Annotated in this window: 12 protein-coding genes and 2 pseudogenes; 9 read left to right on the top strand and 5 right to left on the bottom strand. The window is 43.7% G+C overall.

Annotated features, from left to right (window positions below; genetic code table 11):
• Nucleotides 1-30: 30 nt before the first annotated feature.
• Nucleotides 31-615 carry a molybdopterin-binding protein gene (locus tag AC0IYG_RS10515; protein ID WP_471711042.1) on the bottom strand — a complete coding sequence of 195 codons (585 nt, stop codon included), beginning with the start codon at nt 613-615 and terminating at the stop codon, nt 31-33.
• The gene (locus AC0IYG_RS10510) at nt 597-1,220 is read right to left on the bottom strand and encodes a molybdopterin molybdotransferase MoeA (protein ID WP_471711041.1); all 624 of its coding nucleotides are present in this window, start codon (nt 1,218-1,220) and stop codon (nt 597-599) included. Before AC0IYG_RS10510 ends, AC0IYG_RS10515 begins: the two co-directional genes overlap by 19 nt.
• A gap of 475 nt (nt 1,221-1,695) precedes the next feature.
• Here AC0IYG_RS10510 and AC0IYG_RS10505 point away from each other — a divergent pair, with 475 nt between their 5' ends.
• The 4 genes and pseudogenes from AC0IYG_RS10505 to AC0IYG_RS10490 all read left to right on the top strand — a co-directional run bounded on the left by AC0IYG_RS10505 (nt 1,696) and on the right by AC0IYG_RS10490 (nt 3,076).
• On the top strand, nt 1,696-1,917 hold the full coding sequence (locus AC0IYG_RS10505) for a hypothetical protein (RefSeq protein WP_471711040.1): 222 nt from the start codon (nt 1,696-1,698) through the stop codon (nt 1,915-1,917).
• 64 nt (nt 1,918-1,981) lie between these two features.
• Nucleotides 1,982-2,284 (top strand): transglycosylase SLT domain-containing protein, encoded by a 303-nt coding sequence (locus AC0IYG_RS10500; RefSeq protein WP_471711039.1) that lies wholly within the window; start codon nt 1,982-1,984, stop codon nt 2,282-2,284.
• A gap of 64 nt (nt 2,285-2,348) precedes the next feature.
• On the top strand, nt 2,349-2,525 hold the full coding sequence (locus tag AC0IYG_RS10495; protein ID WP_471711038.1) for a hypothetical protein: 177 nt from the start codon (nt 2,349-2,351) through the stop codon (nt 2,523-2,525).
• A 105-nt stretch (nt 2,526-2,630) separates the two neighbouring features.
• Nucleotides 2,631-3,076, top strand: a pseudogene (locus tag AC0IYG_RS10490) (peptidylprolyl isomerase).
• Nucleotides 3,077-3,148: 72 nt separating this feature from the next.
• Here AC0IYG_RS10490 and AC0IYG_RS10485 read toward each other — a convergent pair.
• The 3 genes and pseudogenes from AC0IYG_RS10485 to purH form a co-directional block, all read right to left on the bottom strand.
• Nucleotides 3,149-4,764, bottom strand: a pseudogene (locus AC0IYG_RS10485) (sodium:solute symporter family transporter).
• A gap of 160 nt (nt 4,765-4,924) precedes the next feature.
• Entirely contained in the window at nt 4,925-5,800 is an 876-nt protein-coding gene (locus AC0IYG_RS10480) for a hypothetical protein (protein WP_471711037.1), read from the bottom strand.
• Nucleotides 5,801-5,859: 59 nt separating this feature from the next.
• Entirely contained in the window at nt 5,860-7,395 is a 1,536-nt protein-coding gene (gene purH, locus AC0IYG_RS10475) for a bifunctional phosphoribosylaminoimidazolecarboxamide formyltransferase/IMP cyclohydrolase (RefSeq protein ID WP_471711036.1), read from the bottom strand.
• A 131-nt stretch (nt 7,396-7,526) separates the two neighbouring features.
• Between purH and AC0IYG_RS10470 the strand changes: the two genes are divergently transcribed.
• The 5 genes from AC0IYG_RS10470 (at nt 7,527) to AC0IYG_RS10450 (ending at nt 13,470) form a co-directional block, all read left to right on the top strand.
• Nucleotides 7,527-8,315 (top strand): SDR family oxidoreductase, encoded by a 789-nt coding sequence (locus AC0IYG_RS10470; protein WP_471711035.1) that lies wholly within the window; start codon nt 7,527-7,529, stop codon nt 8,313-8,315.
• A 48-nt stretch (nt 8,316-8,363) separates the two neighbouring features.
• Complete coding sequence (locus tag AC0IYG_RS10465) at nt 8,364-8,846, top strand: hypothetical protein (RefSeq protein WP_471711034.1); 483 nt, start codon at nt 8,364-8,366, stop codon at nt 8,844-8,846.
• Complete coding sequence (locus tag AC0IYG_RS10460) at nt 8,821-9,555, top strand: hypothetical protein (protein ID WP_471711033.1); 735 nt, start codon at nt 8,821-8,823, stop codon at nt 9,553-9,555. The genes AC0IYG_RS10465 and AC0IYG_RS10460 overlap by 26 nt, the downstream gene beginning before the upstream one ends.
• A complete protein-coding gene (locus tag AC0IYG_RS10455; protein WP_471711032.1) occupies nt 9,530-10,636 on the top strand; it encodes a hypothetical protein in 1,107 nt (368 codons plus the stop codon). Before AC0IYG_RS10460 ends, AC0IYG_RS10455 begins: the two co-directional genes overlap by 26 nt.
• A 167-nt stretch (nt 10,637-10,803) precedes the next feature.
• Entirely contained in the window at nt 10,804-13,470 is a 2,667-nt protein-coding gene (locus tag AC0IYG_RS10450) for a TIM-barrel domain-containing protein (RefSeq protein ID WP_471711031.1), read from the top strand.
• Nucleotides 13,471-13,472: the final 2 nt, after the last annotated feature.

Below are 13,472 nucleotides of genomic sequence, written 5' to 3'. Positions count from 1 at the left end.
TTGGCTTAACAATATTTACGCCGATCTGATTCAGAAAGGAAGCAAATGAACTTCAACCCAGTCCCCTTCTTTGACCACATTCTGGCTCGTTGGCAGATAAATGATCGCGTTTGCAATCGCGAACGAGCGCAATGCGAATGATTCCTGACCATCTAACGGAATTACGGTGTCATTTTCGATAAGTCCTTTCAAAAATTCATCGCGCTCGCCATTGAAAGCGTAAGCATATTTCGCGGGCATCCGCAAAGTCCGTAAAAATGGGTCCTTTCTGCCCGACATAATCCGGAGCGCCGGAAGCACATATTCGTAAAAGCAAACCAAAGACGATGCGGGATTTCCTGGTAAAGCAAAAAATAGTTTTTCTGCCTTCTTTGCAAATAACAGCGGCTTTCCAGGCTTTTGACGCACTTTATAGAAAACGGTTTCCGCACCGACTGCTTCCATGGCCTTGCCAACAAAGTCATAATCACCCACCGATATTCCGCCCGAAGCAAGCACCACATCATTACTTTCTGCAAGTTCGGCTAACGCCTGAATAGTTGAATCCAGGTCATCCGCCGCATATTTTATTTCGAGTTCTGCAATTCCTTCTTTGGTCAATGCTGCCGCAAGCATGGCTGAATTGGACTCATATATTTTCCAAAAACAATAGGATCTCCTTTTTTCAGCAGTTCGTCGCCAGTAATTAGCAGCCCTACTTTGGGTTTTTTATAAACTTCTGCTTCCCAAACATTCATCCCCTGCAAAAAACCAATGCTGCCTGGCGAAAGCGATGTTCCTTTTTCCAATGCAGTGCTCCCTTCCTTAATCTGCTGCCCGATATTCCTGATATTCTTGCCGTTTTCCACAGGAAATTCATGAATTGTGACTTTCCCATTTTCAACCGAAGTGTGCTCTTGCATGATGACCGCAGTGGCGTTTTCGGGGACCGGCGCACCTGTAAAAATCCTGATCGCGGAACCAGCTTGTAACGTTTGGATGTTAGTTTGTCCCGCCTTCGATTCTCCTGCAAGCGTCAATGCGGTTTGTTCTTTGACAATATCAGCGGCAATGATCGCATAACCATCCATCGATGATTGCCGGAATGACGGCAGCGACATCGGTGTAAGAATGTCTGCTGCCAGGACACGGCCTGATGCATTTTCAATGCTTAATGTCTCGGCTGGCAAAGCAGCAGAATTGATAATGATCTTTTGTTTAGCCTCGTTTACAGTGACCATAATTCAGGAAAATAATGCGGATTGCAAGTTAGCATATCTCCTGACGTGACAGTTTGATTCAATAATTGTTTTCAAAAAAACGGCAAAAACGAGCGATTTCTGTCCAAAACACTGGCTACAAACAGCCTAACTAACTGATTTACAGTGGCCGAAATGTAACATTTACAATTAATTCTATCCAAAATCATAAAAATAAGTTTTGTAATGTCTGGTTTTGGCCAACTTAAATTTCCAATATCAGTCAGTAGGCAAAGGAATCAGCGAAAATCAGCGTGAAACACCAAACGCGAGACCGTTGAATTAATACTACAAAGTCGTTTTGTAACCACCTATAAATCAAAGTTTTAGCTAAAAATAAAATATTATTAATTCAAGACCGTTATCTTTGCACTCTGGCTTTATGCTTAAAACTATGTTCCACGAAATAAAAAATGCATGATTAAACTTATCTTTATGGCCCTTCTCAATCGCAATAATGGGTAATGAACCAATGAGCGAGGTGGAGGTGGAAAAGAAGGAACTGAAAGAAACAACTATTATAGATTCAGATCTTCTTGCTATTGACTTCTGTGGCGAGGCCATTCCATTATCAGAGCTTCGAATCGCTGAGCGATATCAAAACATGATCAGAAATTACGACAACCCCACCTTTCGTAAGCTGATGACAAAGACCCAAAAAAGAATCAGAGATTATTGAACCGATTCTTAAAAAGTACGGAGTACCAGCCGATTTTAAATATCTTCCTCTGATAGAGAGCGCAATGAATGACGACGCAAAGTCGCACAGAGGCGCAGGAGGCTACTGGCAGTTAATGCCATCGACAGCAAAATCTCTACGGCTGGTTGTAAATGAAACCAGGGACGACCGCAAACACCTCGTCAAATCAACGCATGCGGCTGGAAAATATCTCCGCAATTTACATCGTCAACTTGGGTCATGGACACTTGTAGCAGCTGCTTACAACGCAGGACCAACGCATATTCAGAACAAACTGGATGCGCAAAACAAAGACGATTATTTCAAGCTGCGTTTAAACTTCAGAAACTACACGTTACATTTATAAGTTACTGGCTGTTAAAGAATGGTTCAACAACCCCGAAAGAAGCAAAGAATGGGGAAGCGGCGACGTGGTTCATCGTTTGGAAGATTTCAAAGTAGCGCAGAAAAATGCCGAATTGCAGTCGCAGAAGACTGAGAATGAGTCAGAGAAAGCTGCATTGCTTGAAAAAGCCGAATTGCAACTCGCAAGAGAATACTGGCAAGCTGGTTGCCGGCTCTTGAACCAATCATTTTATTTAGCATAAAATTGAAGAAAAGGATACATTATCCTTTTCTTTGTGTTGTTATGGCTACCAGCAATTAGACGCTGCATAACTGCAATTTTTAAGCCAAATACATTAAAAATCAATATGACAAAGGCTGAAATGGTCACCGACAAAGGCACCATGCTAATCGAATTTTACGACGAGGACGCACCCGGAACGGTGAAAAATTTTGTTGATCTTTCAAAAAAAGGATTTTACGACGGACTGATCTTTCACAGGGTTATACCTGACTTCATGATTCAAGGCGGCGACCCAACAGGAACAGGTCGTGGAGGCCCGGGTTACAAAATCGATTGCGAGCTTAGCGGCGGCAATCAATATCATGACCGCGGTGTGCTTTCAATGGCGCATGCAGGACGTAACACCAGGAGGATCGCAGTTTTTTATCTGCCACAGCCGGACAAACACAGCGCATTTAGACGGAAACCACACTTGCTTTGGTAAAGTCGTCGAAGGCGTTGACACGGTTGATACTGATTCGTCAGGGCGATAAGATTCAGAAGATTACAATTATCGAAGAAGAAGCTTAATCAGCACACTTCTTAATGCAAAAAGGCTTGGATCGCTCCAAGCCTTTTCTTTTTGTCCTGACTGCTTATTCCTTACCAGAAATAGGCATATAAGAACGTAATGATTGCGATAACAGTTACAGCGCCAATGATAAAGCTGCGGTGCGGAATGAACATGGATGTGTCGATTGCCAAACCTTTCTTCTCATCCGGCAACACGAGGCCTAAAATCACCATTACAACCACGCATATCAAGAAAACCAAGCCCATACGATCCAGGAACGGCACTTGTGACCAATCTGCGAATGGGAAATGGTTGTTATGCATGGCCAATGCGATCAAAAAGCCGCCAACGATTGCAAAAAGCGCTCCCGCTGAGTTGGTCCGCTTCCAGAAGAAGCCCATGATAAACGAAGCAAAAATACCCGGAGAAAGCAATCCGGTCATTTCCTGAATAAACTGGAAGCCGCCTTTTTTATCAATGCCCATGTAAGGAGAAACAACGATCGCCAGGATCATTGAAACCACAACCACGATCCGTCCGATGCGCACGAGCGTCTTTTCATCGGAATTTTTACCAATGTAATTTTTGAAAATATCAAGGGTGAAAATCGTCGAAATACTATTTGCTTTACCAGCAAGAGAAGCAACAACGGCCGCAGTTAATGCTGCAAAAGAAAGTCCTTTCAAACCGGCAGGAAGCAAATTAAGCAAAACGGGATAAGCCTTATCCGCATTGAGCTGGCCTTCTGCATCCAACATTTCGGCCTGGAACAAGCCTTTGCTATACAATGCATAAGCCGCTATACCCGGCAAAACCACGATAACCGGCATTAAAAGTTTCAAAAATGCGGCGAACAAAATACCATTTCTTGCCGTTTTCAAATCCGCTCCCAAAGCGCGTTGCGTAATGTATTGGTTACAGCCCCAATAGTTCAAATTCACGATCCACATCCCCCCTAGTAACACAGTCAGACCTGGAAGCTGCATATAGAATGGGCTTGTTTTAGGGAAAATCATGTGGAAGTGATCGTCATGATTTTCACGCATCATTTTGATGCCGGTCATTACGCCGTCGATGCCGGCCTCACCAGAAACGAGGTTAATTGCCAGATAGGTTGTGGCCAAACCGCCAATTACAAGGAAGAAAACTTGAATTACGTCTGTAAAGCCGATTACTTTCATTCCACCAATGGTGATAATGATTGCGAAAACGGCAAGTGCAATCATACAAAACTGGAAGTCTAATCCTGAAATACCCGAAACTGCGAGTGCTCCCAGATAAAGGATAGAAGTTAAATTCACCAGAATGTACAATGCCAGCCAGAAAACGGCCATAATTAAGCTCACCGTGGGATTATAACGCTGGCTCAAAAATTGAGGCATTGTGTAAATCTTGTTTTTGAGATAAATGGGCATAAAAACGGCTACAATCACCAATGTTGCGGCCGCCATCCATTCATAAGTTGAAATACCCAAACCCATCGAAAACCCGTTTCCGGACATCCCGATGAACTGCTCAGCAGAAATGTTGGACGCGATAAGAGACGCGCCAATCACCACCATGTCAGCGAGCCTTCTGCTAAAAAGAAATCTTTGGTTGACTCGACAGTTGACCTTTTCCGTTGATAAATCCAATAACCGTAACCGGATACGACAATGAAATAGAAGAAGAAAACAATATAATCCAGGCTCTGTAATTGTTGCATTTCAAATAATAAAATAGATGAATGTATGAGGTTTGTCGTTTCGAATCGAAAGGTACATTATTTTCAGAAAATAGTGCAAAAGCAAAATAGGCGTAGAAATTTTATAATCGTTTTTTAATAGGATCATAAATATAGTTACAAGTGTTAAATCGACATGTATTTATTCCGATATTTTCTTTGAATCCTGAAATCGGAGCGGATTGGTGGGCAATTTTTTAAAAAATCGGGCCCGCTGCTTCTCCTCAGCCTTTCTGTAAGCCTCGTCGAAAGTCATTCCTTGCTGCATATAAGTGATTAATCGCTGGACGCCCTGCTGCTCGCTGAGGATTAACCAGTAGGAAACTTCCAGCCCGGAAGACATATAAGCCAGCATTACTTTTTTCTGACTGGTGTTGAAAAAGCCTTTGATGGATTTAATGTCGCGCAATTCAAGTATTTCCTGGCCACCACCCGTGTAATAAAGCCAGTCGTCCAGATAATCGAAATAGCGGCCCCTAATGTCAGCATTGTTTACGAATCGCCTGTCGAGCATGAGCGCAACGCCCTCGTTAAACCATTGCGGCACTTCGCGTGCAATGGTCCACCAGCCAAGCCTTGTGAGCAATTCCGTGTGGCTCATTTCATGACTGATCACATCCACATTCATTCCCTGCGCATTCAAAATCACAAAGGAATTGCCCCAGGGCGTTCCCAGGCTGCATCCGGCGCCTTCTGTGCTGCTGCAATATTTTTCGTATTGCTGCGGATTGCTGCAAATGATAATGACCGGATCTGATTTTTTTCCGTTGAAAAATGAATTGACGCGTGCTTCTGAACGCTTAATGATGGATTCCAGCTTCTTATCATGCGCTCGCTTAATCTCGGGGCTGAAATAAATTTGTCCATTATTTGAACGGAAATCAGACAGCCGAATCAGTTCGCAGTAAAATATTTGAGGATAAAGGAAAAAGAGGCTGGCGACTAAAACGAAAAACCCGGTCATCAACAGCTTTCCTAACTTAATGTAAGAACGCTGAAATGATGTACGGGTTTTCAAATTTATTGGATTTTGGGTACCACGAACGCACAAACCATGCTTGCATTCGTGGCAAAAAATTAATGCTTAAAATGACGAACGCCAGTGGTCACCATGGACACCCCGTTCGCATTGCAATATTCAACAGAATCTTTATCGCGAATAGAACCGCCGGGCTGCACAACTGCGCTAATGCCTGCCAAATGTGCGATTTCCACGCAATCCGCGAATGGGAAAAATGCGTCAGAAGCCATTACGGCGCCGTTCAGGTCGAAACCGAATGCTTTTGCTTTATCAATTGCCTGGCGCAATGCATCCACGCGTGAAGTTTGTCCGGTTCCGCTGGCTAGCAACTGATTTTCTTTCGCCAAAACAATTGTATTGGATTTCGTATGCTTGCAAACTTTCAATGCAAATTCAAGTGCGGTAAGCTCGTTTGCAGTCGGAGCCTTTTCGGTAACCGTTGTGAATTGCGATTGCACTTCGGTTGAAAGATCCTTATCCTGCACCAAAACGCCGTTCAAAATGGTTTTGAACATAATTTGTGGCAAAACAACCGCATTGCGTTTTAGCAAGATCCTGTTTTTCTTGGATTTTAATAATTGCAATGCGTCTTCATCATATTCAGGAGCAATCAGAATCTCCATAAACAACTTGTTAAGCTCCTCAGCCGTAGCCAGATCCACTTTCGTATTGGTGATCACGACACCGCCGAATGCCGAAACCGGATCGCAAGCCAACGCATTGTCATAAGCCTCTTTCGCAGTTGGGGCAGTTGCAATTCCGCAAGCATTGGTATGCTTAATGATCGCAAATGTTGGTTGCGCGTCTGCAAATTCATCAATCAGACTTACGCAGGCATCGACATCCACTAAGTTATTGTAAGAAAGCTCCTTACCATGCAGTTTATCAAAAATCCCTTCCAGATCTCCATAGTAAGTGGCGTTCTGATGCGGGTTTTCGCCGTAGCGCAATGTCTGCGACGACAGGCTTGTAAAATCGAAAAGCGCTTTGTCTGTTTTTTCTTTATCAGCCGTAAAAAAGCGATTGATCGCGCCATCATAATGTGACGAAACTGCAAATGCCTGTCCGGCATAATAACGACGATCTTCAATGTCCGTTGCGCCCGCTTTTGCAGTCAGCAGCTCAACCACTTCCGCATATTGACTGCGGGAAGAAACGATCAGCGTATCCTTAAAGTTTTTGGCAGTGGCACGAATCAGCGAAATGCCTCCAATGTCGATTTTTTCAATGATATCTTCTTCTCCTGCACCCGAAGCAACTGTTTCTTCAAATGGATAAAGATCCACAACCACCAGATCGATGGCAGGAATATTGTATTGCTGTGCCTGCGCAACATCGCCCGCATCGTCGCGGCGATATAAGATGCCGCCCATGATCGCAGGGTGCAAAGTCTTAACGCGACCTCCGAAAATAGACGGATAACCAGTCAATTCTTCCGCAGCCGTAACCGGAATATTTAAATTTTCAATGAAAGTCTGAGTGCCGCCGGTGGAGTAAAGTTTGACACCGTTGTTGTGCAGCAGGCGAACCAAAGGTTCAAGTCCATCCTTATAGTATACAGATATAAGAGCGGATTGGATTTTTTTCGACATTGTGGGATATATGATTTCTCTGACTGAAAAATAAACCGCAAAGATAGCCGAAAAAACTACGAAGTTTGAAGCAGAAACTGCTAAAATCGGGGAGATAACTTACGAATTATAAGCACTAAAAGTAAAAAGCAATGAATCTGGATCTGACAGGAAAAACGGCGTTGGTTTGCGGAAGCACGCAAGGGATCGGCCTCGCCTCGGCAATCGAACTCGCATTATTAGGTGCAAATGTGACATTAGTCGCGCGTAATGAGGAGAAGTTAAGGGAAGCCGTTGATACGCTGGACACCTCTGCCGGCCAGCTCCACCGCTATGTTGTGGCCGATTTTGCAGATCATGAGAATTTGAAGCAAGCCATCGAAAATTACTTGCGCCTGGTTCCTGACGTGCACATTCTGGTCAATAATACGGGCGGCCCATCCGGCGGACCGATCATTGAAGCCGATACAGAACAGTTTATCAAAACCTTCCAGATGCACGTGGTCAACAATCAATTTCTGGCACAGGCCGTGGTCCCATCCATGAAAAAAGCAGGTTATGGACGCATTGTCAACATTATCAGCACATCAGTTAAGCAACCGATTGTGGGTTTGGGCGTTTCCAACACCATTCGCGGCGCGGTTGCAAGCTGGTCGAAGACATTATCATTGGAACTGGGCCAGTTTGGAATTACTTCCAACAACGTTCTGCCGGGTTACACCGTAACTTCCCGCCTTGAATCGGTTTTGGAAATGCGCAGTAAAAACTCCGGAAAATCAAAAGAAGAAATTGCCCAGGAACTGCAATCAAGCATCCCTATCCGCCGTTTCAGCGAAGCAAAAGAAGTCGCAGCAGCCGTTGCATTTTTGTGCAGTCCAGCCGCAGCAAGCATCAACGGCATCAACTTGCCAGTAGACGGCGGAAGGACTGAAAGCATGTAGTATTAATTTTATAAAAAATTAAGTAAAATCGGGTTTACTTTGATACATTTGGATCTAACTCCAAATGTATTTTTTGTGCGATCTGTTCGGCTCTCAATTCTTTGCACCGCATTTATTCTAATGACGTTTGTTTCGTATGCTCAGAAAGATTCAAGCCTTCCTAATAGTCCCGTTTTAAGCAAAGAAGGAAAGCCACTTGTGTTATTGGTTAAAGGATATTACAGCCTTTTGTTCAATGACAAGAGCAAGCTTTATTATGTTGAGAAAAACGACTCTTTGCTGGTCATCTCTCAACAACATATTCAGCGAGCCTTGCCTATCATTTTTGGTCGTGACCTTATTGAAGCATATTACACTAAGTCAAATATAAAACCGCTGTATTCCGCGCGCTATTTAAAAAACCTGACTATTTACGCTAATCAATCACAAGGAAGCGATTCCGAAATTATTGATGAGAATCTGGATAAATTTAAAGTCACGGTTCACATTGGGCCTTATGTGGGTTATGGGCTTAACTTGCACTGCTTTTGACCTCAATGCTGGTCTCATTAAGGGTAGAGTAACTTATCGTAAAACCGACTTCTATAGAAGCCATTCCATTCCGATTGGTTTCCGTGCAGACCTTAATCTTTCCAAAAGAATAGGCATAGATCTTAGCGTTTACATCAATCAAACAACGGCAAAAAACATCGATATTGACAGCACCGGCTTTCACAGCATCCCATTCCCCAACAATCATCTGATCCCTGAAAAATACGACATTGATCTGAAAACGACCGGTTTTTCATACCGTGCATTACATCTTGACCTTGCGATGAATGTTGTGCTCACGAATGATGAGCGAAGCAGGTTTAAGCCATATGCGCTAATCGGCCCTACACTGGCATTCATGAAAAAGAATGAAATTAAACAATCAGCAGGTTACAGAGATACTCCGCAAGACAACATGACCTATTTTTCACGATGGTCCAAAATGGATGATAGTCAATATCTTGTCGGGTTCAATGCGGGTTTAGGGTCTGATTACGCTTTGAATAAACGGGTCACATTGAATGCCGCTGCCAAATTTATCGGCGGCATTTACCCTAAAATCCGCCGCAGATCTTTTATCGACAGAACGGAGAACGGCACCCCAGTCGCTGATGACCAGTTCGGCACATTCGGTTCGAGTTTCCGGTCCGTTTACGACCAATATCTGCGCGTGTTCAGCGTAGGTGTTTCAGCTACTTACAAATTGTAAATACTTTAAAACATTAGTTAATCTTCACAAAGCTCAAATGCGCCTCTATCGATCAACCTTTACATTTCTCGCCTTTTTAGCATTATCCGTTTCTTGCAGTAAAAAAGACCACGAAGTTGAGCCGAGTGGAAATTGTCGGTTTGCTGGAAAATCGGCGTTAACAGAGGAAATTTCTTATGCTGACACCACCAATTATACCTACGAATCGAACCTGCACCAAGATAATGAGGGCAGGCTTACACTTATAACTATTGTGCAAAGTAGGGATGGCTATCGGAATACAGCGTTTCCTGTAAAAACCAGCGATGATGAAAAGTATACTTTTAAATATAATAGCCAGGGTTTTTTGGTTGAAATTAACCATTTCAAACTGTCCTTGCAGCAAGGCACTTTTTCATATAATGATTATCCGTTTTACAAAAAAGGAAGCATTGAGCTCAATGATATCACAACATTTGTTTATGTAGATACTCTGATTCAATCGTCTTCTAATAAATCAACGACCGTTGTACAAGGTGATAAATATGCCCCTAAAACTTACACAACCAGCCTTAGCAAAACTTACAAGTACGATTCAAAAGGGCTAATTCAATCAATTGCTTCACAGTCCGAAGACGGATCGGTTTCAACGATTAATTTCAAGGATGGGAAAATGGTTTTTGCTGACACGGAGAATACCAAATATGATGCAAAAGGAAGGATCATAAAAGATTCCTATGGCGACTCTGAACTGGTTATAGAATACGATGCTAATGATAACATTACGCTGGTAGAAAGTCATTATCAGTCAAAACTTGTTTATTCTGAGAGGAAACTGTTCGATAGTTACAAAAATCCAGAATTGCTGATTCCTCGCAGATACAAAGGAATTCCTAATGATATCAATATCCTTGTCACTTCATCAGGGAACAACAATACGATCAAGAAAACCGTGACATACCCTGACCGTGATGCATATATAGAAAATTCACTTTTTAAATATCTCTCAAATGGTCTTCCTGAAACCTCAACGGTAACCGTTGATTATCCTGGAAACAAGATCACTCAGTTCACTAAATTCAAATACGAAAACTGCCAATAATCCACCCCAAATAATTAAACAATAGCCAGGAAAATTTGTTTTATTTGACTTAACTTAGGAGGGAGCGCTGGGTGCGTTCCCTTTTTAGTTTATGGGACACAAATACCTTTTTGTTTTACTTCTAATGGTTGTGAGCAAGCTGTCTTTTGGACAGGGCGCCGGGAATTTTGTGCAGTCACGAGAAGGAAAAAGGAGGCATCGTCATTCTTGGAACGAAAGACGCGCTGAAAATTCAGACATTGTCGCCTCAGATATTTAAAATCCAACTTCTTTCTGCCAAAAGCGCCCCCGGACTTGACAGTTCCTACTCTGTAATTCTCCCGATTTCAACTGCGGCGCTTAATGTGGTTGAAACCAAAGACAACATTGAAATCCGATCTGAAAAGTGCACGCTGCTCATTGATAAATTCCCTTTAAATGTTGCGTTAAAGTCTGGCAACGAGGTTATCATCAAGGAAACAAGAGGTTTTGTCCAAGCGAAAGACTCCGTCAGCTTTCTTTTTAACATTAATCCAAAAGACGTTTTTCACGGTGCCGGTGGTCGGCCATTCGGCCCGGATCTGGCCAGGAAAGGCTTTGATTTTTATAACTCCTGGGAATACCAATATTTTGACCAGTCAACGGGATTGTCCCAAAGTCTGAATGTTCCATTCATCATTTCGTCCCACAAATACGGGCTGCTCTTCGACAGCGACAAGCCGGGTTCCATGCGCATGTATGTGGGCGCTGTGGATTCAACATTACTGCGGGTGGAGTCGGCCAGCACTGGAAAGTGGGCTTATTATCTGATTCATGGCAATGATAATGACGAAATTCTTGCCAATTATACGCTTCTGACGGGCCGGCAGCCATTGCCTCCGCGCTGGGCTTTCGGTTACATTCAGTCAAAATCGGGCTATAAAAATGAAAGCGAAGCGACGGTGGCCGTTACCAAGCTTCGGGATCAGGGTTTTCCGGTCGATGCGTTGGCATTGGATCAGAATTGGTATGGCGGTCAGAATGTGCGTGGAAACATGGATTGGGACTCGAAAAACTGGCCTGATGCAGCTGCAATGGTTAAAGGTTTAAATGATAAGGGCATCAAAACCATTCTCGTTGCAGATCCTTACATTAGCACGAAGTCCGCGAACTACAAAACCGCCGAAGCACAATCCCTTTTTACAAAAAAGCCAACCAGCGGCCAGACTTATACGATGGATGTAGGGACCGCAACGGCTGGCTTGCTCGACATTTTCAAGCCTGCTGCGCAAACCTGGCTTTGGGAAAAACAGAAAAAAATCGCCGCTCAGGGCGTTGCAGGCTGGTGGAGTGAAAAAACGGAACCGGATCCGCATCCGATGGACGCCGTGCATGAGCTGGGTAATGCATTTCAAATCCACAATCTGTTTTCACTTTTTTGGTCCAAAGCCTTTTACAATAATTTCACGAAAGACTTCCCTGAAAAGCGGATTTTCCACATGACGCGCTCCGGGTGGGCGGGTTCGCAGCGATATGGTGCTTTGCCTTGGAGTGGCGATGTGAGCCGTTTCTGGGCGGGATTGAAGTTGCAAGTCCCGATCCTTTTGCAAGCTGGCATGTCCGGGTTCGGTTACATGCATTCGGATGTGGGCGGGTCGATTACCATGCCCGACAAGGCAGAAAAAGATGAAGAGCTTGATCTGCGCTGGTTTCAGTTCGGCACATTCACTCCTATTTTGAAAGTCGCCGGACAGCGCGACAACGTTGAACCATTTAACCTTAGCGAGCCATTTTACAGCACGGTCAAAAAATATGCAGCGGTCCGTTATCAACTCCTGCCTTATATTTATTCATTAGCCTGGAAAAACAGTGTTTCCGGGCGTCTAATTTGTTTGCCTATGGACTATTTCGACAACGTAAGGGCGCTTGGGAACATTGATAACCAATATTTTTTTGGAGAAAATTTGCTGGTTGCACCCGTTCTGCTGCATGGCATGCCTTCGCGGAAAGTCGTTTTGCCACTAGGGAAATGGTTTAATTTCTGGAACACCGAAGTGTACAATGGCAACACGAATATTTTCCCAAAACTTGCTATTGAGCACATTCCGGTTTACGCCAGAGGAGGCAGCTTTATCCCCTTATCCACTTCAACGACCAAGAAATCAACCGATTACTATAATTCCGACAGTCTTACCGTAAAATTTTACCAGGATATTTCGGTGCCGGCATCTACATTCACAATGTTTCATGACGACGGCGTTGATCCTAATTCCTTGGTTCAATCAAAATATGAGCTTGTGGAATTTGCAGGAAAGGTTTCCAATGATCAGGTTAATGTGACAGTTCAACGGACTAAAAACTTTGATAAATCACTCGCTAAAAGACATTTAACATTTGAAATAAAAAACTTCACCACGAACCCGACAGCCGTAACGCTAAACGGTCAGGCCATTCCCGTCGTTTATATCAATGCCGAGTTTAAAAATAACTCTGCTTTTTACGATTTGCTGGGCAAGCAGCTCAAAGTGCAGTTTGACTGGGATTGCGCCACAATGGCCAACATTGCCGTTACGCGCGCCGGGCTGGAAGTTATCACGGGCTTGGAGCCGAATGTGGATGACAAAGTGCTGACCGTTTTTCCAAATCCGGCCCGGTCACCCATTTCTGTAAAAATAACTGTTCCCGAAACGGGCTTCTACGAATTGGAAGTTTACAATGTCGCCGGAATTTCGGTCTACAAAAGCAACTTGGGACAGCATAGCAAAGGGAAAGTGCTCGATTTGAATCTGGATTTGCGCGTTTCCAGCGGTGCATATTTGGTGCGGCTTCGCAATGTAAATGGTCAGTTTTATACAAAGAAAATAGTTATTCAATAGCC

This window comes from Dyadobacter sp. AC419 (assembly GCF_979253085.1).
This window is presented reverse-complemented; position numbering and strand designations above follow the sequence as displayed.